This is a genomic window from Kitasatospora sp. NPDC093102 (assembly GCF_040683915.1).
In the GTDB taxonomy this organism is placed as follows: Bacteria; Actinomycetota; Actinomycetes; order Streptomycetales; family Streptomycetaceae; genus Kitasatospora.
Map to the genome: position 1 here is coordinate 463,230 of NZ_JBFBFA010000002.1, position 20,442 is coordinate 483,671.

Genomic DNA, 20,442 nt, shown 5'->3' on the forward strand with positions numbered 1-20,442 from the left:
CTCCTGCCGCTCGGGGGTGTGCCGCCTGCGATCGTACGACCGTCCTACTCGTAGGTAGCAGGTGCGGTCGGACCGGCGCGGCGTCCTTTTTGTCGGTGCCGGGCCATAGGATCGGTGGCCGGTAGTGGAATCGGCAGGAACGGACGTTGACGTGGCTACGCAGAGTACGGACAAGGGCGCGACGGGTGGCGGCGGGGCCGGCCCGCGGCCCCGGCTGATGCTGCTCGACGGGCACTCGATGGCCTACCGGGCCTTCTACGCCCTGCCCGTGGAGAACTTCAACACCTCCACCGGTCAGCCCACCAACGCGGTCTACGGCTTCGCCTCGATGCTCGCCAACACCGTCCGGGACGAGCAGCCCACCCACCTCGCCGTCGCCTTCGACCTCTCCCGGCAGACCTTCCGTTCCGTCGAGTTCCCCGACTACAAGGCCAACCGCGCCAAGACACCGGACGAGTTCCGCAGCCAGGTCGGCCTGATCGGCGAACTGCTCGACGCCATGAACGTCCCCCGGCTGACGGCCGAGGGCTTCGAGGCCGACGACATCATCGCCACCCTGGCCACCGCCGCCGAGGCGGCCGGCTACGACGTCGACATCGTCACCGGCGACCGTGACTCGCTCCAGCTGGTCACCGACCACATCACCGTGCTCTACCCGACCAAGGGCGTCTCCGAGCTCACCCGCTTCACCCCGGAGAAGGTCACCGAGAAGTACGGCGTCACCCCGCGCCAGTACCCGGACCTCGCCGCGCTGCGCGGGGACCCGTCCGACAACCTGCCCGGCATCCCCGGCGTCGGCGAGAAGACCGCTGCCAAGTGGGTCAACCAGTTCGGCTCCTTCGACGAACTCGTCGCCCGCGCCGACGAGGTCAAGGGCAAGATCGGCGAGAAGCTGCGCGACCACCTCGACTCGGTCAGGCGCAACCGGGTGCTCACCGAGCTGGTGCGCGACGTCGAACTCCCCCTCGGCGTCGCCGACCTGGACCGCAAGCCGTTCGACAAGGGCGCCGTCGGCACCCTGATGGAGTCGCTGGAGTTCCGCAACGCCAACTTCCGCGACCGGGTCTTCGGCATCGACCCGTCCGCCGGCGAGGAGGAAGCCGCCGAGCTCGCCCCCGGCGTCGAGGTGGACGGCGAACTCCTCACCGACCCGGGCACCCTGGCCGCCTGGCTGGCCGAGCACGCCTCCGACGGCAAGACCACCGTCGCGCTCGCCGCCGTCTACCAGTGGGCGCTCGGCGCCGGCGAGGTCACCGAAGTGGCCCTCGCCGCCGGGGAGGCCGCCGCCTGGTTCGACCCGGCGCTGCTCGCCGAGGAGGACGAGCGGGCCTTCGCCGGCTGGCTCGCCGACGCCACCGCACCCAAGGCCCTGCACATCGCCAAGCAGGTCATGCGCGCCTTCGCCGAGCGCGGCTGGACGATCCAGGGCGTCGTCGCCGACACCGCGCTCGCCGCCTACCTGGAGAAGCCCGGCCGCCGCACCTTCACCCTGGAGGTGCTCTCCGAGGAGTACCTGGCCCGCTCGCTCAGCCCGGCCCCCGCCGCCGAGAGCGGCCAACTCGCCTTCGACGCACCGGAGGAGGACCCGACCGCGCACGCCCAGTCGCTGATGCTCCAGGCCCGCGCCGTGCTCGACCTCGCCGTGCTCTTCGACACCCGCCTCGCCGAGGTCGGCGCTGCCGGGCTGATGCACGACATGGAACTGCCCATCGCCGCCCTGCTGGCCCGGATGGAGCGCTACGGCATCGCCGCCGACCGCGAGTGGCTCACCGGCCTGGAGGCCCAGTTCGCTGCCGAGATCCAGCGCGTGGTGGAGGAGGCGCACGCCGCCGCCGGGCACGAGTTCAACCTCGGCTCGCCCAAGCAGCTCCAGGAGATCCTCTTCGGCGAGCTCGCGCTCCCCAAGACCAAGAAGATCAAGACCGGCTACACCACCGACGCCGATGCGCTCACCTGGCTGGCCACCCAGACCGACAACGAACTGCCGGTCATCCTGCTGCGCCACCGCGACCAGGCCAAGTTGCGCACCACCGTCGAGGGCCTGCTCAAGACCGTCTCGCCCAAGGGCCGCATCCACACCACCTTCAACCAGATGGTCGCCGCCACCGGCCGGCTCTCCTCGCAGGACCCGAACCTGCAGAACATCCCGGTCCGCACGGAGGAGGGCCGGGCGATCCGCCGCGCCTTCGTCGTCGGCGAGGGCTACGAGTCGCTGCTCACCGCCGACTACTCGCAGATCGAGCTGCGGATCATGGCGCACCTGTCCGAGGACGAGGCGCTGATCGAGGCCTTCGCCTCCGGCGAGGACCTGCACACCACCGTCGCCTCCCAGGTCTTCGAGGTCCCGGGCGCCGCGGTGGACGCCGAGATGCGCCGCAAGATCAAGGCGATGTCCTACGGCCTGGCGTACGGGCTGTCCGCGTACGGGCTCTCGCAGCAGCTCGGCATCAAGCCGGCCGAGGCCCAGGGCCTGATGGACACCTACTTCGAGCGCTTCGGCGGCGTGCGGGACTACCTGCGCCGGGTCGTCGACGAGGCCCGGGCGACGGGCTACACCGAGACGCTGCTCGGCCGCCGCCGCTACCTGCCGGACCTCAACAGCGACAACCGCCAGCGCCGCGAGATGGCCGAGCGGATGGCCCTGAACGCCCCGATCCAGGGCTCGGCCGCCGACATCGTCAAGATCGCCATGCTCCGGGTGGACGAAGCGCTGCGCACGGCCGGTCTCAGCTCCCGGATGCTGCTCCAGGTGCACGACGAAATCGTGCTGGAGCTGGCCCCGGGCGAGCGCGAGCAGGTCGAGGCCCTCGTCCGCGAGCAGATGGCGGGCGCCTACCCGCTGTGCGCCCCGCTGGACGTCTCCGTCGGCGTCGGCCCGAACTGGGAGGCGGCCGCGCACTGACGGATTCCTGCCGAACGGGCCCGGGCGCGCGAGTGTCCGGGCCCGTCGCTACGATCCTGCCGGTCCGCCGCGCAGTGGGCGCGGCTGTGAGCGGGGGAGCGGCGATGGCGGAATCGGCGATGGCGGAAACGGACGAGGGAACGCGGCGGCGGAGGTTCCTTCAGCCCCGGCTGGTGGTGCCGGCCGGGCTGGCGGCGCTGGTGCTGGTGGGCGGATCGATCTGGGCGGCCTCCGGCGGCGAGGGCGGGCCGAGGGCGCCGGTCGGGGCGGGCGCGGCCACACCGAGCGTGACGGCGACCCCCGAGCCGTCGATGACGCCGATTCCCACGCCGACCGAGGCGCAGCCCTCACCGAGCCCGTCCGTGGTACCGGAGCCCGCTCCGGCCCCGGCTTCCGCTTCTGTCGGGCCCGAGGCGGAGGAGCCCGGGAACGGCGCCCCGACCGCCGCCCGGAAGCCGACCGCGAAGGCCGAGTCCACCCCTGCGTCCAAGCCGCAAGGGGCGTCCACCGGGAAGCCCAAGGCGCCGGCGGCGCAGGACCCGCACGACATGGCGCCGGTGCCCTGCACCGACTGCCAGACCAAGCCGCAGCAACCCGACTCGCAGGCCACGTGCATCCACGACGCGGCCGGCAGGCTCCTCACGTGCAGCCCCGTCCAGACCGGCATCCCGATCCTGCGCCCGGGGCAGTCGATGGGCACCCCCACCCCGGGCTGGCCCGACCACACCCACTGACGCGGGACCTCCGACGGATTCGGACGGACACGACAGCTTGCGACCGGGATGCGACGGGCCGGGGCGGTCAGCGGAGCGCCCCGGCCCGGTGGCGTAGCGCACGAATCCGTCGGCTGCTCCGGTACGGGTGAACCTCGCCGAGAGGCCGCGCTGGTCATGGGCGAGGGCAAGAGAGCCATGGGTGCCGCGATACGCACCGGGACCCGCGCCTCGCACGTGATCCAGTTCACAGGCCGAAGGTGCATAGCGGGCCGGGTGCCAGTGCCTTTCAACAGGTACAGGCGTTCGGAGGCTGGAGAGGCGGTGCTGGGTGAGGCAGTCGCGAGCGGATGGTTTCGATGAGTTCGTCGCGGCTCGCTGGTCGGCGCTGTTCCACCTCGCACGCCTGCTCACCGGCGGAGACCGGCACCGGGCCGAGGACCTGCTTCAGGACGGGCTCCTCAAGCTGTGGTCCGCCTGGCCGAAGGTCGCCGGGCAAGCCCCCGAGGCGTACGTGCGTCAGGTTCTGGTGCGTGCGGCGGCCCGCTCGGCCCGTCGGCGCTGGTGGGGCGAACGTCCCACCGAGGAACTGCCCGAGACGGCTGACTGCCAGGACCTGGCCGCCGTCGTGGAGGACCGCACCCGGCTGGAGGTCGCACTTGCCCTCCTGCCGGCCCGGCAGCGGGCCGCGGTCGTCCTGCGCTACTACCAGGACCTGCCGGAGCGGCAGGTCGCCGAGGTGATGGGCTGCCCAGTGGGCACCGCTCGCTCCCTGGTATCGCGTGGGGTGGCGAAACTGCGGCAGGCTTTGACCGAGGTCAGCGAGCCGGTGGGGTGAGGGAGAGACACATGGATCATTTCGAACAGGAGCTGGCACGCATGATGCGCGACACCCAGGAGCACACCCCCTTCGAACCCCGGCACCGCGAGCGCCTCCAGGCCGGCGTGCGAGCACGCCGCCGCACCCGGGCAGCCCTCATGGCCGGCGGCTCCCTCCTGCTCGTCACCGGAGTCGGTCTGGGACTTCCTGCGGCCTTCGCCCAGGACCACCACGCCACCATCCCGGCCTCCACCACCACGTCCACCCCTGCGCCCGTTCCGACGGCGACCCCGACGCCTTCCGGTGGGCCTGTTCCGACGGCGACTCCGACGCCTTCCGGTGGGCCTGTTCCGACGGCGACTCCGACGCCCTCCGGTGGGCCTGTTCCGACGGCGACCCCGACGGTGCCCCAGTCCCGGTAGGAGAAGGCCTGACCAGCTGCGGCCCGGACGGCCGAATTGACGGGCCGCAGCTCGATGCCGGACATTTCGTCCGGCATCGTTTCGTGCCCGATGCGCCGATCAGCTGGTCGTTGATGAACGTGCCCTTCGGTGGCGCCCGGCGGGGGTTTCGGCAGTCGGCTGATGCCAGGTCTTGGGGCCGCCGCCTCCTACAGTCCATGCCCGGACATGAGATCCGGCAGTTCCGGCACGCGCTCGGCCCGGCGCTGGAGGAGGTGAACCTCCGTCCCGGGGAGCTCGGCGATGCGCAGCAGCTGCCAGCCCTGGTCGTGCTGGTAGTAGCGCGACAACTGCTCCTGGGCGGTGCCACGACGCACCCATCGGATGCCGTTCACGGCAGCGTGGTCAAGGGCCCACCAGGCGAGCAGGCGCCCGAGGCGATACGGGTTCGGCCGGGTGAAGCTGGTCGTGAGGAAGAGGCTGGGCTCGGCACGTTCCTCGTCCGTGAAGCCCCACCGGGGGAGGGCGTTCTCCCGCATGATCGTCGTGCAGCCGACGACACCGCGCTCCCGGTGCTCCAGGACCCACACGGGAATGTCGGGATCCGTGGCCTGGGCCCCGAACTCGTCGGCTGCGGCCTCGCACTCGCCGAGCCCGCGTTCCGACAGCCAATGCGACCGCTCGCGGATCACGTCGGCGATCGCGGCAGCATCCGCTTCGGTCGCCTCGCGCATCCGAAACACCGGCGCCTCCCCTCCTGTGTGATGGTTCTTCGGATCGGTCAACGCATTGTCACTGCCGAATCGGCGAGCAGAGCGAACGCCACTTCCCGGTCGGCGCGTTGGGCCTTTCCGGCGCCAAGACGTTCGGCGACCGCACGCAGGGCCGGCGGGTCGAGAAGTCCGGCGTCCAGGCGATCTCCGGTGCCATCCCGCGACGGTCGATGCGCGCCCGGAGAAGTCGCTTGCCCTCGCGCCACTCCACGGGTGCCCATTCGCGCAGTCGCACCAAGGTCGGAGCCGTGAGCGGATGCACCGGCCTTTGGTGGTGGACGCGCTCGGCTGATTCGGCCGGGGCGAGCGTGCTGCGCAGGAAGTCGGTGGGGCCGACTTTCTGTGCGCGGGTTCAGGGGTGGGTGGCTGCTCGGGCGCGGCAGTGGGCGAGGGCGAGTTTGATGCGGGTGTCGGGGTTGGGGGTGGTGGTGAGGAGTTCGCCTGCGGTGGTGAGGGCGGTCCAGTAGGTGGTGGGGTTCCCGGTGCGGGGGAGGGGTTGGGCGGCGGCGAGGGAGAGGTAGGCGGCGGTGAGGTTGCCGGTGGTGAACCAGCGCTGGAGGCCGTGGTGGTGGCCGGGGCGGATGCCGCCCATGGCGTCGACGGCGTTCAGGAAGAGGTCGACGATGGCGAGTTCGGTGTCGGTGAGGGACTTGGGGATGTCGAAGACGCCGAGGGCTTCGAGGAGTTCGCCGGTGTCGGTCTCGGAGCCCGGGCGGGGGTTGGCGAGGAGGGCGTCGTAGCAGTCGTTGAGGCGGCGGGTGGTTTCGGCGAGGGGGATGGTGAGGGCGAGGCAGACGGCGCGGGCGGAGGGGAAGGGGCGGCGGGTGCGGCGGGCGAGGAGGGCGTAGGTCGCGGCGGGGGTGCGGCCGCGGGAGAGGGCGTGGCGGGCGAGGGTGGCGAGGTGCATGGGTGGGGTGGCTTTCAGGCGAAGGTGGTGGCGGGGGCGATGTGGGCCCAGACGAACTTGCCGATGCCGCAGGGGCGGGAGGTGCAGCCCCAGCGCTCGGCGAGCTCGTTGACGAGGAACATCCCGCGGCCGTGCTCGTCGTCGGCGCTCGGGGTGTGGAGGGTCGGCCGTCCGGAGCCGGCGTCGTGGACTTCGAGACGCAGGCGGGAGTTGACGAGGGCGAAGCGGACTTCGATGTGCCGGTCATCGGGCGCGTCGCAGTGCTGGACGGCGTTGGCGAACAGCTCACCCAGCAGCAGCTCTGCGGTATCGCGGTAGCGGTCCCCGGAGGGCAGCCCGGAGAGATAGGCCCGGAGCAAGTAGCGGGCCAGGGGCGTGGATTCGTTCCGCGAGTCGAGGCGCGCGACGAATGTGCAGGGACGGTGGGTTTTGAGCATGAAGGCCTCGTCGAGAGCAGAGGGGGACGAACGAAGGGAGCGCGATTGTCGGTGAGACGTCGCTGTGCCGGGCTGGCAGTTCGCGAATACGTACCCGCCACCTCTGCGGGCCTTGAGTTCGATAACGATGCTGTCCGCGGCGGGGCCGCTTCTGATGACGGTCACGATCCACCTCCGAGGCGCGAGGGGTGTGCAACGACCGCCAACCGAACGAGATCGAGTAAGGCCTGGCGGGCGTAGGGACAGGGTTGGTCGGTCCCTGCTCACCATCCTCGCCATCGAAATGGACGCAGGGCCTGGTCCGGAGTCGGGCGTGGGTGCAGATGGCAGGTGTCACGTATTCAGCGTCGCCTGGCGGATCGTCACTTTCGATACCCTGCCGGTAATCTCACCGTGAGATGCATTGTTGAACGACTGGGAGCGACCTGTGGGAACCGCCCTGGAGCCGATCAAACTGCCGGATCTCGCATGGCAGAACGCCGAGGTCCGCGACGCGCTCCGGCGCAGGGACGTGGCTGCGTTGTTCCGCTACGTCCAGCACCACAGCGGCGCGAGCCAGGCTCGGCTCGCGGTCCAGGTAGGAATGACTCAGAGCCGCGTGAACGAGATCATCAACGGTCGGCGAGAGGTCGTTCGCCTCGACGTGTTCGAGCGAATCGCGGACGGCCTTCAGATGCCCGACCCCGCACGCCGCCTACTCGGGCTGGCGTCACGAACTTCGGGGCAACGCACAGCTGGATCCGCGTTCGATCTTTCTGCGTTCCCCGAAGTGGTCAGGGTCTACAACGACCAGGCTGCCGCAACCGCCGAAATCCAGCGCGCGGCACGGTCCGCAGTTGAGCTGGACGTGCTGGCTGTACGTGGCCTGGGCCTCCTCGCCCTCCGCGACTCCCTGCTGCGTCAGCACCTCGATCGCAACGGTGACCCGGCGCCGCGCCTGCGTGTCCTTCTCCTCGATCCGGATTCGCCTGCGGCCGGGCAGCGCGCGGCTGAGATCGGAGAGTCGGCCGAGTCCCTCGCCAGTGGCATTCTCCTCGCCGAGGCCCGGCTCCGGGAGCTCGCCGATGTGGGCCACGTCGAGGTCTACCGGTACACCGCGGTGCCGGTCTGGCGGATCATCCGACTGGACAGCACTCTCTACGTGGGGGCATTCGATGCGGGCTGGGAGGGTCACGAGTCGGCAACGTATAAGGTGCTGCCCACTCCGTCCGGCCCGCTCTATCGGGGCTGGCAGAGGCAGTTCGAGGTGTTGCTGGACGGCGCTCAACGCGTGGTCTGAAGGAGGAACCGGCAATGGCGATCGAGGCGGAGCTCAAGGCCGTCGTACGCGACCCCGAACACGTCCTCGCGCGATTGGAGGAGTCGTACGGCGCCGGCCGCGCTGAGGTGTACCGCGACACGTACTATGACGCCCCGGACGGCAGCCTGATGGGCGCCGACCGCGAGCTGCGGATCCGCACCGTTCACGGGCCCGACGACACCCGCACCGTGCTCACGTACAAGGGTGCCCGGGTGGACGAGGCGTCCGGGTCGAAGTGGGAGGCCGAGACCCGGGTGGAGGACGCCGAGGCGGCCCACGAGATCATCCGCGGCCTCGGCTTCACCCCGCGTATCCGGTTCGAGAAGCGGTGCCGCAACTATGCCTTCGAAAGCGACGGCCGGCGGTTCCTCGCCACGCTCGTCCGCGTCCCGGAGCTCGACGCGACATTCATCGAGGTCGAGACCGCTACGGTCGCCCAGGACGGCCTCGGAGCGGCGCTCGACGCCGTGCGGGCCGTACTGGCCGACCTCGGGGTCAACGAGGACGACCTGACAGCGGAGCTGTACACGGACGCGGTGGCCGCAGCTCGGGCCTGATCCTGCGGAGAGCGGCTGGGCGGTGTGGTGCCACGCCCGCGAGGGAGTGAGCACCCTCCTCACGTTCCCGGCCAATCTCCGCGATCCGGCCGAACCGATGCGACTGATGCCGCCGGGCGGCGGCATCAGTCGGTCAGCTACTTCCGGGCGTTGGTGCGGCGGGTGGGTTCTGCCGTCGTCGGGTCTTCGGGCCAGGGGTGGCGGGGATAGCGGCCTCTGAGATCGGCGCGGACGGCGCGGTAGCCCTCGCGCCAGAAGGACGCCAGGTCGCTGGTGACGGCGGCGGGGCGGCCCGCGGGGGAGAGCAGGTGGACGGTCAGCGGTATGCGGCCGCCGGCCAGGGAAGGGGTTGCCGTCCAGCTGAAGAGTTCCTGCAACTTGACGGCCAGGACCGGGCGTTCGGTGCTGTAGTCGACTCGTATCTTCGAGCCTGACGGCACGGTGATGCGCTCGGGGGCGAGTTCGTCCAGGCGGCCGGCTTCGCCGCTCGCCCACGGCAACAGTCGTTGCAGGGCAGCCGTCGTATCGATCCGCGCGAGGTCGGTGCGGCGGCGGGCGCGGGAGAGTTCGGGCTCCAGCCATTCGTCGGCGCGTTCCAGCAAGGCGCCATCGCTGACGTCGGGCCAGGGGGTGCCGATGGCGGTGTGGAGGAAGGCCAGGCGTTCGCGGAGGTTGGACGGGAAGGCCAACAGGGTGCTCACTCCGTCGCGGTCCAGGCCCTCCAACAGGGCGGCGCGGACGAGGGCCGGGTCGGGGCGGTCGAGGGGCTTCTCCGCGAGTTCGATCGCGCCCAGCGACTCGACCCGGCGGGAGACGACCTCGCTGCGGCGGGTGTCCCAGTGCACCTCCTCGCGGGCGGTGAGCAGCGCTGCTCCGGCGTCCAGGGCGGTGGCCTCGTCCAGCGCCGCAGCGTGCAGCACCCGGGCGGAGTGCGAGCCGGCCGGGCGGTCGGCGACCGCGACGGCGAGCCAGGGCAGGGCGCCGAGCGTGGTGCCGGGGGCGAGTTCGGCAGCGGTGCCGGAGGCCATCAGGTACGGGCTGCGCTCGCCGGGGGCGGGACGTTCCACCCGGGCGCGGGCGATGCGTTCGGGGAAGGCGAGCGCGACGACGAGGCCGACGGCGGTGGCGTCGGGGAGGTCGGTGGCGGGCTCGTCGGAGGTGGCGCGCAGCAGGCGGCGCACCTCCTCGCGCCAGCGGCCGGCGTAGGGGTCGCGGGAGCTCCGTACGGTCCGCCAGACCGCGCCGAGGTCGTCGCCGAGCGCCCGCGGCGGTTCCTCGGAGAGCAGCGCGACCACCTCGGCCGCCCGGCGGGCGCCGACCGCTGGGGCGCCGTCGACGAGGGCGCGGGCAAGTCGGGGGTGCAGCCCGGTGCGGGCGAGGCGGACGCCGCGCGCGGTGGCCCGCCCGTCCGAGGAGACGGCCCCGAGGGCCTGGAGGGTCTGCCGGGCGGCGGCCATCGCCCCGGCGGGCGGGGCGTCGGGCAGGGCGAGGCCGGTGGCGTCCGGGTCTCCCCAGCAGGCGGCCTGGAGGGCGAACGGGGTGAGGTCGGCGAGTGCGATCTCGGGGGTGGGGAAGCGGGCGGCGCGGGCGTCCTCGGCCTCGTGCCAGCAGCGGTAGACGGTGCCGGGGGCCTCGCGTCCGGCGCGTCCGGCGCGCTGGCGGGCGGCGGCGAGCGAGGCGCGGACGGTGACCAGCCCGGCGAGCCCCCGGGCGTGGTCGGTGCGCGGTTCCCGGGCGAGCCCGGCGTCCACCACGACCCGTACGCCCGGCACGGTGAGCGAGGACTCGGCGACGGCGGTGGCCAGTACCACCCGCCGCCGGGAGGAGGGGGTGAGGGCAGCGTCCTGGACGGCCTGCGGGGCGCGGCCGTGCAGGTGCAGCACCTCGGCCGCGACGCCGCCCAGCTGTCCGGCGACGCGCGCGATCTCGCCGACGCCGGGCAGGAAGCAGAGCACGTCGCCGTGCCCCTCGGCGAGCGCCCGGCGGATCACCGCGGCGACGTGGTCGAGCAGCGCCGGGTCGACCCGGGTGCCGTGGGCGGGCCGGACGGCGCGCGGCGGCGGCGCCCAGACCACCTCGACCGGGTGGGAGGTCCCGTGCGCCTCCACGACCGGGGCGCCGCCGAGCAGGGCGGCCCAGGCCTCGGTGTCGGAGGTGGCCGAGGCGCAGACCAGCCCGAGTTCGGGCCGCAGTGCCGCCCGGACGTCCAGCAGGAAGGCGAGTGCGGTGTCGGCGTCCAGATGCCGTTCGTGGCACTCGTCCAGGACGACGACGTCCACGCCGGGCAGTTCCTGGTCGCGCTGGAGCCGTTGCAGCAGCACGCCGGTGGTGACCACCTCGACCACCGTCTGCGGCCCGACGCGACGCTCACCGCGCACGGTGTACCCGACCCGGCCGCCGACGGCCTCGCCGAGCAGCCAGGCCATCCGCCGGGCCGCCGCCCGTACCGCGAGCCGGCGCGGCTCGGCGACCAGCACCCGGCGCACCGGACCTTCCGGATCGAGCAGTCCGGCCAGGGCCAGCGGCACCAGCGTGGTCTTGCCGGTGCCGGGCGGCGCGGCGAGGACGGCGGTGCCGTGCCCGTCGAGGGCCTCGTGCAGGGCGGGCAGGGCGGTGCGGACGGGCAGTTCGCGCCACGCGGGATGCATCGAGGCGCTCAGCCCCGCTCGGTGACGAAGATCGCGGTACCGGGAATCAGCCGTCCGCGCAGCGGGGACCAGCCGCCCCACTCCTGCTCCAGGCCGGCCGGCCACTCGGGCTCGACCAGGTCCACCAGCCGGAATCCGGCGGCGACGAGTTCGCGGACCCGGTCGCCGAGGGTGCGGTGGTGCTCGACGTAGGTGGCCCGGCCCTGCTCGTCCTGTTCGACGTACGGGGTGCGGTCGAAGTAGGAGGAGGTTGCGGTGAGGCCCTCGACGCCCGGCTCGTCCGGGAAGGCCCAGCGGATCGGGTGGGTCACCGAGAACACCCAGCGCCCGCCGGGCCGCAGCACCCGGTGCACCTCGCGCATCAGGGCGGCGGTGTCGGCGCTGAACGGGACGGCGCCGTAGGCGGAGCAGGCGAGGTCGAAGGAGGCGCCGGCGAAGGGCAGCACGGCGGCGTCGGCCTGGACGACGGGGACGGGGGCGTTGCCGCGGCCGAGGTCGATCCGGCGGGAGTGCTGGAGCTGGCGGTAGGAGATGTCCAGGGCGACGGGCCGGGCGCCCCGGGCGGCCAGCCAGCGGGAGCACTGGGCGGCGCCGGCCCCGATCTCCAGCACGTCCTTGCCGGCGACCTCGCCGAGCAGCCGGGCGTCGGCCTCGTCCAGGCCCTCGGGGCACCAGGTGAAGCGGTCGTCGCCGAGGAACTCGCCGTGTTCGTCCTGGTACTCGTCGGCGTTGCGGTCCCACCAGTGGCGGCTGGCCCGGCTGCTCTCCCCGGTGCCGGCCGCGCGGCGCACCGCGTCGTCGCCGTCCTCCTCGATCTGCGCGGGGGTGGTGTCAAGATCGTGCAGGTCTGACTGGGGGGTGGTGGCCACGGTGACAATGCCCATCGCGTAGGGTATGGAGTGCGGAAGCGCCGCTGCCGCGAACCGGCCCGTGAGGGTCCGGATCCTGGCGGTGGCATCCGGGGACAGGGCCCCTTCGGGCGCCGCCGCGAGGTGCGCATTCGGAGGATATGGCCTGATCCGTACTGGGCTCCACCGTCTTGCCGTCCTTCGGCATTGACCGTGCCTGGCCGTCCCCGTATGCTACAAGTTGCGCTGCGGGCCTGCGCGCCTCGGACGGAGCAGGTCGCGCTCGCATCTGTCGAAGACCCCACGGTCGCAAGACGGACGCCGGTTCTCGTTGGACGGGAATCCCGGTGTGCCGTGTACTTGGCTGTCCGGCTTTCGGTGGGAGCGATACGGGCCCTCCGCGTGGCATTACCTACGACTTTCATGTCCGTACCGGAGCCCTTTTCCTAATGACGAGCCCCACCGACTCCTCCCTCAGCACCACCCCGCAGGTCGCGGTCAACGACATCGGCGACGCGGAGGCCTTCCTCGCCGCCATCGACGAGACCATCAAGTACTTCAACGATGGCGACATCGTCGAGGGCGTCATCGTGAAGGTCGACCGTGACGAGGTCCTCCTCGACATCGGTTACAAGACCGAGGGCGTCATCCCGTCCCGCGAGCTCTCGATCAAGCACGACGTTGACCCGCACGAGGTCGTCGCCGTCGGTGACAACATCGAGGCCCTGGTTCTCCAGAAGGAGGACAAGGAGGGTCGTCTCATCCTGTCCAAGAAGCGCGCTCAGTACGAGCGTGCCTGGGGCACGATCGAGAAGATCAAGGAAGAGGACGGCATCGTCACCGGTACCGTCATCGAGGTCGTCAAGGGTGGTCTCATCCTCGACATCGGCCTCCGTGGCTTCCTCCCCGCCTCGCTGGTCGAGATGCGTCGCGTCCGCGACCTCCAGCCCTACGTGGGCAAGGAGCTCGAGGCCAAGATCATCGAGCTGGACAAGAACCGCAACAACGTGGTCCTGTCCCGCCGTGCCTGGCTGGAGCAGACCCAGAGCGAGGTCCGCCAGACCTTCCTCACCACCCTCCAGAAGGGCCAGGTGCGCTCCGGCGTCGTCTCCTCGATCGTCAACTTCGGTGCCTTCGTGGACCTGGGTGGCGTCGACGGCCTGGTGCACGTCTCCGAGCTGTCCTGGAAGCACATCGACCACCCGTCCGAGGTTGTCGAGGTCGGCCAGGAGGTCACCGTCGAGGTTCTCGACGTGGACATGGACCGCGAGCGCGTCTCCCTGTCGCTGAAGGCGACCCAGGAGGACCCGTGGCAGCAGTTCGCCCGTACCCACCAGATCGGCCAGGTCGTTCCGGGTAAGGTCACCAAGCTGGTTCCGTTCGGTGCGTTCGTCCGCGTGGACGAGGGCATCGAGGGTCTGGTCCACATCTCCGAGCTGGCCGAGCGCCACGTCGAGATCCCGGAGCAGGTCGTCCAGGTCGGCGACGAGATCTTCGTCAAGGTCATCGACATCGACCTCGAGCGTCGTCGCATCAGCCTGTCGCTGAAGCAGGCCAACGAGGCCCTGGGTGCCAACCCGGCCGAGGTCGAGTTCGACCCGACCCTGTACGGCATGGCCGCCTCGTACGACGACCAGGGCAACTACATCTACCCGGAGGGCTTCGACCCCGAGGCGAACGACTGGCTGCCCGGCTTCGAGAAGCAGCGCGAGGAGTGGGAGCGCCAGTACGCCGAGGCGCAGGCCCGCTTCGAGCAGCACCAGGCTCAGGTCATCAAGAGCCGCGAGGCCGACGCCCAGGCTGCCGAGGAGGGTGGCGACGCCGTCGCCGCTGCCGCCGGTGGCTCCTACTCGTCCAGCAGCGACGAGGGCTCGGGCGCCCTGGCCTCCGACGAGGCCCTGGCCGCCCTGCGCGAGAAGCTGGCCGGCGGCCAGAGCTGAGGCTCTCGCTTCCCGCTAGCCGATAGCTAGACGGTGGGCCCCATCCGGAATTTCCGGATGGGGCCCATTTCGTTTTTCGCCTTGGCTTATACGGGCCCGACTTATGTGTGTTTTATGTGAAGGAAAGTGTGAGATGGGGCTCATTGCCCATCTATAGGCCGTAGTTCGGGTTGCACCTAGATTGAGAGGAGCTGCCCGAAAGGCTCCTCATGCGAAACCCCTCTTCCGCCGCCCCCACCGCCGTGATCGGCGGCCGACTCGCGGCCGTCGGCCGGTTCTGCTTCCGCCACCGCCGCTGGGTGCTCGGCCTGTGGGCCGTCGTCCTGGTGGTCGGCGTCCTGATCGGGGGCCGGGTCTTCGAGGGCTCGGTGGCCGGGGCCTCCTCCGCGAGTGCCGAGGCCGACCGGGGCAACGCGGTGGTCGCCGCGGCCGACCCGGCCAAGGGCACCGTCACCGCCGTGGTGGACGGCAGGCCGGTGGACGATCCGGCGGTGAAGGCCGCCGTCGAGCAGGCCACCGCCGAGATCAGCGGACTGCCCGGGGTCTCCTCGGCGCTCGACGCGTACGGCCCCGGCCCGGCGTCGGCCGCGCTGCACTCCGCCGACGGGACGGCGAGCCTGGTCACGGTGCGGATGGCCGACACCGCGAGCACCGCTCAGACCGATGCCGTCACCCAGCGGCTCACCGCGCTGAACGGGGCGGGCGGTGCCCACGTCACGGTCGGCGGGGACCTGGTGCTCCAGCAGGAGGTCAAGCAGCAGACCGAGAAGGACACCCGGTTCGGCGAGCTGGTGACGCTGCCGCTCACGCTGATCGTCATGGTGCTGGTCTTCGGCGGGCTGGCGGCGGCCTCGCTGCCGGTGATCGGGGCGGTCGCCTCGGTGGGCGGAGCGCTGCTGGCCATGTTCGGCTTCAGCCGGATCATGGACATCGACACCAGCGTGCTGCCGATCGCCACGGTGCTGGGGCTCGGGCTCTCGATCGACTACGCGCTGCTCATGGTGAATCGTTTCCGGGAGGAACGCGGCCACGGTGCGGACATCGCCGCCGCCGTCGAGAGGACCGCGGCGACCGCCGGCCGTACCGTGGCCTTCTCCGGGCTGACCGTGGCCGTCGCACTGTCGGGCCTGTTCGTCTTCACCAGCCCGGTGCTGGGCGCGGTGGCCGCGGCCGGGGTGAGCGTCGTGGTGATCGCCGTCGCCGCGGCGCTGACCCTGATCCCCGCGCTGCTCGGCTTCGCCGGCGCGCGGATCAAGGCACCGTCCGCGCCCGTGGCGGACGAGGGGCTCTTCAGCCGGATCGTGCGCCGGGTTCGCAAGCGGGCGGTGGCGGTCACGCTCGCCTCGGTGGCGCTGCTGATGGCGGCCGGGGCGCCGTTCCTCCACGCCGACATGCGCAGCTCCGGTGCCGCGGTGCTGCCCGCCTCCTCGGCCGGGCGGCAGGTCGCCGACACGGTCGACCAGCGCTTCCCGCTGGCCGCGGCCGCGCCGGTCACGGTGGTGGTCGAGGGCGGGGTGCCGGTGGCGCAGGCGTACGCGGACGAGGTGGTCGCCAAGCTGCCCGGGGTGAGCGGGGTGCGGGCGGTGAGCCCGGTGAGCGACACGGTCTCCACGATCGACGTGCTGGTGCCCGGGGACTCGCAGGGCGGGCCGGCCAAGCAGGTGGTGCAGGAGCTGCGGGACGACCGCGGCGGACTGACCACCTACGTCACCGGCGGCGCGGCCTCGGTGGTGGACTTCCAGGACGAGCTGCTCTCGCGCGGACCGTGGGCGCTCGGCCTGGTCGCGGCCGGGACGCTGGTGCTGCTCTTCCTGATGACCGGCTCGGTGGTGATGCCGGTCAAGGCGCTGCTGATGAACCTGCTCTCGCTGGGCGCCTCGCTCGGCGCGCTCACCCTGGTGTTCCAGGACGGCTGGTTCAGCGGGCTGCTCGGATTCAGCCCGACCGGCGGGCTGGAGACCTTCATCCCGGTGCTGGTCTTCGCCTTCGCCTTCGGACTGTCGATGGACTACGAGGTGTTCCTGCTCTCCCGGATCAGGGAGCTGACCCTGCGCGGGCACGACTGCGTCCGGGCGGTGGAGCTGGGCGTGCAGCGCAGCGGTCGGATCATCACCTCGGCGGCGCTGCTGATGGTGATCGTCTTCGCCGGGTTCGCGCTCGGGGACATGCTGATGGTCAAGCAGATGGGCATCGCGCTGGCCGTCGCCGTGGCGGTGGACGCCACCCTGGTGCGGTGCCTGCTGGTGCCCGCCGCGATGAGCCTGTTCGGCGAGTTCAACTGGTGGGCGCCCGCCCCGCTGCGGCGGCTGCACCGGCGGTTCGGGCTGAGCGAGCACGTGGACCTGCCGGAGATCGAGCCGGCGGCGGTCCCGGCGGCGCGCGCCGAGTCCGAGGGTGTCGAGTCCGAGGGTGCTGTGCCCGAGGGCGCCGAGCCCCAGGAAGCCGTGTCCCAGAGCCTGGTGGGCTCAGCCCAGCCGGCGTAGCAGGTCGACCGCGGCACGGAGCCGGTCCTGTTCGGCGGGGCTGAGGCGGGACTCGATGGCGGTGGCTATCCGGTGTTCGCAGCGGGCGCGCTGGTCGAGCAGGGCGGTGCGCCCGGCCTCGGTGGCGGCGATGAGCAGCTTGCGGCCGTCGGTGGGGTGGGGCTGCTGGGTGACCAGTCCGGCCTCGGTCATCAGCGCGACGGTGCGGGCCATCGACTGGTGGCGGACCCGCTGGAGTGCGGCGAGTTCGGCGACCGTGCAGGAGCGCTCGTCGCGGACCAGCAGGCCGAGGACGGCGGCCTGGTTCTGCGGCAGTTCGTCGCCGCCGCGCAGGGAGCGGACCAGGCTGCCGAGGGCGGCGCGCAGGTCGGCGGCGAGTTCCAGGGTGTCCGGGTGCGGGGCTTCGCTGGGCATGGGACGAGTCTATCGCCAAGATATGCAGCCTTGCTGTACAGCCTTGCTGTATGGTTTTCGGCATGCGAATCACCAAGTTCGGACATGCCTGCGTACGCGTCGAGCACGGCGGCACCACCGTCGTCGTCGACCCCGGGAGCTTCACCGACCCCGCCGCACTGGCCGGGGCGGACGCCGTCCTGATCACCCACGAGCACATGGACCACTTCGAGGAGTCCCGGCTGCGCGCCGCGCTGGCGGCCGACCCGGCGCTGCGGGTGTGGACCAACCGGGCCGTCGCGGACCGGTTGGAGGGCGTGGCGCAGCGGGTCGGCGTGGTCGGCGAGGGCGACGCCTTCGAGATCGGCGGGCTCGGCGTCTCGGTGCACGGCGAGTGGCACGCGGAGATCCACCCGGACATCCCGCGGGTGCGGAACATCGGCTTCCTCTTCGACGGCCGGCTGTTCCACCCCGGTGACGCGTTCACCGTGCCGCCGCACGCCGTGGACACCCTGCTGCTGCCGCTCGCGGCGCCCTGGAGCAAGGCTTCCGAGGTGATCGACTACGTCCGGGAGGCCGGGCCGCGTCGGGCGGTGCCGGTCCACGAAGCGGTGCTCAGCCCGATCGGGTTCGCCGTGCAGACCCGGCTGGTCGGGCCGGAGGGGCCGGGCACGGGGGCGGAGCTGGCGGTGCTGGGCGAGGGCGAGAGCCTGGAGCTGGGCTGACGGGGGCGCATTTGCCGGCGGCCCCGCACTGACGTCCCCGGTGCCGCGCCGGTAGCCTGACGCCATGCTGAAGATCGGACTGACGGGCGGCATCGGTGCGGGCAAGAGCGAGGTGTCCCGGCTGTTCGCCGCGCGCGGCGCGGTGATCGTGGACTCCGACGTGATCGCCCGCGAGGTGGTCGCCCCCGGGACGGACGGTCTGGCGGCGGTGGTCGCCGAGTTCGGACCGCAGGTGCTGCGGGAGGACGGCACGCTGGACCGTCCGGCGCTCGGGGCGGTCGTGTTCGCCGACCCGGAGCGGCTGAAGGCGCTGAACGCGATCGTCCACCCGCTGGTACGGGCCCGCTCCGCCGCGCTGGAGGCGGCGGCCGCACCGGACGCGGTCGTGGTGCACGACGTGCCGCTGCTGGCCGAGAACGGCCTGGCGCCGCTGTTCGACCTGGTCGTGGTGGTGGACGCGGCCGACGGGGTGCGGCTGGACCGGCTGGTGCGGCTGCGCGGGATGGCCGAGGAGGAGGCCCGGGCCCGGATGGCCGCGCAGGCCTCCCGGGAGGACCGGCTGGCGATCGCGAACCTGGTGATCGACAACGGAGGCGGCCTGGCGGAGCTGGAAGCGCGGGTGGCCGAGGTCTGGGCGGAGCTGGCGCGGCGCGCGGCGGCCTGACGGCGGTTCGGGCCGCTGCTCGGCCGGCGCCTGCGTTCGGGAGGTGCCGTTCAGGCGGTGCCGAGCGGCAGCCGGGCCCGGACGGCGAAGCCGCCCTCGGGGGTCGGCCCGGCGTGCAGGGTGCCGCCGAGGTCGCCGGCCCGGGTGTGCATGCCGCGCAGGCCGTGGCCGCCGGAGGGCAGTTCGGGGCCGGTGACCGCCGTCCCGTCCCCGGCCGGAGCGGGGTCCGGCGGACCGGTGGGGGAGTTGACCACCGCCAGGCGCAGTCCGTCCGGTGCGACCTCGACGGTGACGGCCACCTCGGTGGCCGGGGCGTGCTTGTGCGCGTTCGTCAGCGCCTCCTGGACGATCCGGTAGGCCGCGTACTGCACGGCGGGCCCGGGATCGGGCAGCCCGTCGGCCGGGCCGCTGACGGTCAGCCCGACCGCCAGCCCGGCCTGCCGGGACTCCTCGACCAGGGCGGGCAGCCCGTGCAGTGACGGCGCCTGGTCGGCGGAGGTGGTCAGCACGCCCAGCAGGACGCGCAGTTCGGTGAGCGCCTGGAGGCCGAGGGTGCGGATCAGGCCGAGCGTCTCCCGGACGGCGGCCGGGTCCCCGGCCCGGGCGACCTGCCCGGCACCCGCGTGCAGGGTGATCAGCGAGACCCGGTTGGACACCACGTCGTGCATCTCCCGGGCGAGCCGGGCGCGTTCGGCGGCCACCGCGCGCTCCTCGGCATGCCGGCGGGCCTCCTCCAGCAGCCGGTTGCGCTCGCCGAGCAGCCGGTTGCGTTCGGCCAGCACGGCGACGGTGCGGGCGCGCTGGTGGGCGGTCAGCCCGAGGGCGAGCGGTACGGCGCCGAAGACCAACGGGTCCTCGATCAGGTTGGCGAGTTCGGACGGGGTGCCGACGTCCCCGAGGTCGAACGGGACGAACAGCCGCAGCTGGGCCAGGGCCGCCAGGACGTACACCGGCGCGGTGCCGCCGCGCCGCGCGGCCAGCCCGTGGAGTGCGACGGCCAGCGGGAGTTGGCCGCTCACCAGGGTGACCGCGGTCGTCGCGGCCGGGTGGCGGCGCCGCAGGACCAGGGCGAGCGCGCCGACGGCGATCAGGCCCGCGTTGGTCTCCGGCGAGGCGGTCGGCCCGAAGTCCGGGTCGTTGGCGGCGAGCGGGACGAGGACGAGCAGCACCAGGGCCGTCGGCGCGATGGCCCGGAGCGGACGGGGCAGGCGCAGCGGCGGGCCGGGCAGCGGTGCGGCGAGGTCGGCGGCCGACTGGTCGGTGGGCTGCTGCATGAGGGGCATGCTTCCACACCGGCGCGGTGCCGGGACGGTCGTCGGACCGAGTGGCCGGGAAGGGACTGGTTGAAGGCACTGGTGGGAGGAGAGCATGGCGGAATGGATGATCGTTTCTCGCCCGAGCCGCACCTCGCCGGGGCGCCGGTGGTCGAACGGCTCGCGCAGTACAGCCGCGCCGAGCAGGATGAGATCCTCGGCCCCGGGGACGACCCGTACGGCGTCGCGTACACCGGGCTGGCCTTCCTGCCCAAGGAGGTCCACTTCGGTGTCCGGGCCGCCGACGGCCGGCTCGTCGCCCACACCGGACTGCTGCCGCTGCCGCTCACCGCGGGCGGCATCGACCTGACCGTGATGGGCGTCGGCGGAGTCTGCGTCGCGCCCGACCGGCGCCACGGCGGCCTCGCGCGGGCCGTGGTCGGGGCCGGCCTCGACCACGCGCGCACGCTCGGCCACCGGTACGCGCTGCTGTTCTGCCGCCCGCCGCTGACCGCGTTCTACCGGGGGCTCGGCTTCCGGGAGGTGGCGGAGGAGGTGACGGTGGAACAGCCCGAGGGGCGGCTGGCGGAGATGCCGCTGCGCACCATGTGGGCGCCGCTGGTGGCGGGGGCCGGGTGGCCGGAGGGGCCGGTGCGGCTGCGGTCGCTGCCGATGTGA

General features: G+C 72.5%; 18 protein-coding genes. 10 read left to right on the forward strand and 8 right to left on the reverse strand.

Annotated features, from left to right (window positions below):
- The first annotated feature begins 217 nt into the window (after window positions 1-217).
- On the forward strand, window positions 218-2,902 hold the full coding sequence (gene polA / locus AB0O11_RS05425) for a DNA polymerase I (protein WP_363382049.1): 2,685 nt from the start codon (window positions 218-220) through the stop codon (window positions 2,900-2,902).
- 160 nt (window positions 2,903-3,062) lie between these two features.
- Here polA and AB0O11_RS05430 read toward each other — a convergent pair whose 3' ends face one another.
- On the reverse strand, window positions 3,063-3,392 hold the full coding sequence (locus tag AB0O11_RS05430; protein ID WP_363381870.1) for a hypothetical protein: 330 nt from the start codon (window positions 3,390-3,392) through the stop codon (window positions 3,063-3,065).
- A gap of 58 nt (window positions 3,393-3,450) precedes the next feature.
- On the opposite strand from AB0O11_RS05430, the gene AB0O11_RS05435 reads away from it, so the two are divergent.
- Together AB0O11_RS05435 and AB0O11_RS05440 are read left to right on the forward strand one after the other, a co-directional pair.
- Window positions 3,451-3,636: a hypothetical protein gene (locus tag AB0O11_RS05435; RefSeq protein ID WP_363381872.1), complete on the forward strand. Its 186-nt coding sequence runs from the start codon at window positions 3,451-3,453 to the stop codon at window positions 3,634-3,636.
- Window positions 3,637-3,946: 310 nt separating this feature from the next.
- Window positions 3,947-4,453 (forward strand): SigE family RNA polymerase sigma factor, encoded by a 507-nt coding sequence (locus AB0O11_RS05440; protein ID WP_363381874.1) that lies wholly within the window; start codon window positions 3,947-3,949, stop codon window positions 4,451-4,453.
- 592 nt (window positions 4,454-5,045) lie between these two features.
- On the opposite strand, the gene AB0O11_RS05445 is transcribed toward AB0O11_RS05440, so the two are convergent.
- The 3 genes from AB0O11_RS05445 to AB0O11_RS05455 all read right to left on the reverse strand — a co-directional run bounded on the left by AB0O11_RS05445 (window position 5,046) and on the right by AB0O11_RS05455 (window position 6,953).
- Window positions 5,046-5,621 (reverse strand): GNAT family N-acetyltransferase, encoded by a 576-nt coding sequence (locus AB0O11_RS05445; protein WP_363381876.1) that lies wholly within the window; start codon window positions 5,619-5,621, stop codon window positions 5,046-5,048.
- Window positions 5,622-5,961: 340 nt separating this feature from the next.
- Window positions 5,962-6,516: a hypothetical protein gene (locus AB0O11_RS05450; RefSeq protein ID WP_363381878.1), complete on the reverse strand. Its 555-nt coding sequence runs from the start codon at window positions 6,514-6,516 to the stop codon at window positions 5,962-5,964.
- A gap of 14 nt (window positions 6,517-6,530) precedes the next feature.
- On the reverse strand, window positions 6,531-6,953 hold the full coding sequence (locus tag AB0O11_RS05455; protein WP_363381880.1) for an ATP-binding protein: 423 nt from the start codon (window positions 6,951-6,953) through the stop codon (window positions 6,531-6,533).
- Between the two features lie 427 nt (window positions 6,954-7,380).
- On the opposite strand from AB0O11_RS05455, the gene AB0O11_RS05460 reads away from it, so the two are divergent.
- A complete protein-coding gene (locus AB0O11_RS05460) occupies window positions 7,381-8,232 on the forward strand; it encodes a helix-turn-helix transcriptional regulator (RefSeq protein WP_224283142.1) in 852 nt (283 codons plus the stop codon).
- Window positions 8,233-8,246: 14 nt separating this feature from the next.
- Window positions 8,247-8,810, forward strand: a complete 564-nt coding sequence (cyaB, locus tag AB0O11_RS05465; protein WP_363381882.1) for a class IV adenylate cyclase — start codon at window positions 8,247-8,249, stop codon at window positions 8,808-8,810.
- A 137-nt stretch (window positions 8,811-8,947) separates the two neighbouring features.
- On the opposite strand, the gene hrpB is transcribed toward cyaB, so the two are convergent.
- Entirely contained in the window at window positions 8,948-11,458 is a 2,511-nt protein-coding gene (gene hrpB / locus AB0O11_RS05470) for an ATP-dependent helicase HrpB (protein WP_363381883.1), read from the reverse strand.
- Between the two features lie 8 nt (window positions 11,459-11,466).
- Window positions 11,467-12,342 (reverse strand): class I SAM-dependent methyltransferase, encoded by an 876-nt coding sequence (locus tag AB0O11_RS05475; RefSeq protein ID WP_363381884.1) that lies wholly within the window; start codon window positions 12,340-12,342, stop codon window positions 11,467-11,469.
- A gap of 413 nt (window positions 12,343-12,755) precedes the next feature.
- On the opposite strand from AB0O11_RS05475, the gene rpsA reads away from it, so the two are divergent.
- Window positions 12,756-14,246: a 30S ribosomal protein S1 gene (gene rpsA / locus AB0O11_RS05480; protein ID WP_030061640.1), complete on the forward strand. Its 1,491-nt coding sequence runs from the start codon at window positions 12,756-12,758 to the stop codon at window positions 14,244-14,246.
- Window positions 14,247-14,455: 209 nt separating this feature from the next.
- Entirely contained in the window at window positions 14,456-16,729 is a 2,274-nt protein-coding gene (locus AB0O11_RS05485) for an MMPL family transporter (RefSeq protein WP_363381887.1), read from the forward strand.
- Here the strand turns inward: AB0O11_RS05485 and AB0O11_RS05490 are convergent.
- On the reverse strand, window positions 16,712-17,143 hold the full coding sequence (locus AB0O11_RS05490; RefSeq protein WP_363381889.1) for a MarR family transcriptional regulator: 432 nt from the start codon (window positions 17,141-17,143) through the stop codon (window positions 16,712-16,714). The genes AB0O11_RS05485 and AB0O11_RS05490 overlap by 18 nt on opposite strands.
- Window positions 17,144-17,205: 62 nt before the next feature.
- Between AB0O11_RS05490 and AB0O11_RS05495 the strand changes: the two genes are divergently transcribed.
- Together AB0O11_RS05495 and coaE are read left to right on the forward strand one after the other, a co-directional pair.
- Window positions 17,206-17,847: an MBL fold metallo-hydrolase gene (locus AB0O11_RS05495; RefSeq protein ID WP_363381891.1), complete on the forward strand. Its 642-nt coding sequence runs from the start codon at window positions 17,206-17,208 to the stop codon at window positions 17,845-17,847.
- A gap of 64 nt (window positions 17,848-17,911) precedes the next feature.
- Window positions 17,912-18,511, forward strand: a complete 600-nt coding sequence (gene coaE / locus AB0O11_RS05500; RefSeq protein ID WP_363381892.1) for a dephospho-CoA kinase — start codon at window positions 17,912-17,914, stop codon at window positions 18,509-18,511.
- A 50-nt stretch (window positions 18,512-18,561) separates the two neighbouring features.
- Here the strand turns inward: coaE and AB0O11_RS05505 are convergent, their stop codons facing one another.
- Window positions 18,562-19,785 (reverse strand): histidine kinase, encoded by a 1,224-nt coding sequence (locus AB0O11_RS05505; RefSeq protein WP_363381894.1) that lies wholly within the window; start codon window positions 19,783-19,785, stop codon window positions 18,562-18,564.
- Window positions 19,786-19,887: 102 nt separating this feature from the next.
- On the opposite strand from AB0O11_RS05505, the gene AB0O11_RS05510 reads away from it, so the two are divergent.
- Window positions 19,888-20,442: a GNAT family N-acetyltransferase gene (locus AB0O11_RS05510; RefSeq protein ID WP_363381895.1), complete on the forward strand. Its 555-nt coding sequence runs from the start codon at window positions 19,888-19,890 to the stop codon at window positions 20,440-20,442.

Bases quoted from the DNA above. Each gene is read 5' to 3' on its own strand.
- polA (WP_363382049.1), top strand. From the start codon at position 218: ATGCTGCTCGACGGGCACTCGATGGCCTACCGGGCCTTCTACGCCCTG.
- AB0O11_RS05435 (WP_363381872.1), top strand. From the start codon at position 3,451: ATGGCGCCGGTGCCCTGCACCGACTGCCAGACCAAGCCGCAGCAACCC.
- AB0O11_RS05450 (WP_363381878.1), bottom strand. From the start codon at position 6,516: ATGCACCTCGCCACCCTCGCCCGCCACGCCCTCTCCCGCGGCCGCACC.
- AB0O11_RS05455 (WP_363381880.1), bottom strand. From the start codon at position 6,953: ATGCTCAAAACCCACCGTCCCTGCACATTCGTCGCGCGCCTCGACTCG.
- cyaB (WP_363381882.1), top strand. From the start codon at position 8,247: ATGGCGATCGAGGCGGAGCTCAAGGCCGTCGTACGCGACCCCGAACAC.
- hrpB (WP_363381883.1), bottom strand. From the start codon at position 11,458: ATGCATCCCGCGTGGCGCGAACTGCCCGTCCGCACCGCCCTGCCCGCC.
- AB0O11_RS05475 (WP_363381884.1), bottom strand. From the start codon at position 12,342: ATGGGCATTGTCACCGTGGCCACCACCCCCCAGTCAGACCTGCACGAT.
- rpsA (WP_030061640.1), top strand. From the start codon at position 12,756: ATGACGAGCCCCACCGACTCCTCCCTCAGCACCACCCCGCAGGTCGCG.
- AB0O11_RS05485 (WP_363381887.1), top strand. From the start codon at position 14,456: ATGCGAAACCCCTCTTCCGCCGCCCCCACCGCCGTGATCGGCGGCCGA.
- AB0O11_RS05490 (WP_363381889.1), bottom strand. From the start codon at position 17,143: ATGCCCAGCGAAGCCCCGCACCCGGACACCCTGGAACTCGCCGCCGAC.
- AB0O11_RS05495 (WP_363381891.1), top strand. From the start codon at position 17,206: ATGCGAATCACCAAGTTCGGACATGCCTGCGTACGCGTCGAGCACGGC.
- coaE (WP_363381892.1), top strand. From the start codon at position 17,912: ATGCTGAAGATCGGACTGACGGGCGGCATCGGTGCGGGCAAGAGCGAG.
- AB0O11_RS05505 (WP_363381894.1), bottom strand. From the start codon at position 19,785: ATGCAGCAGCCCACCGACCAGTCGGCCGCCGACCTCGCCGCACCGCTG.
- AB0O11_RS05510 (WP_363381895.1), top strand. From the start codon at position 19,888: ATGGATGATCGTTTCTCGCCCGAGCCGCACCTCGCCGGGGCGCCGGTG.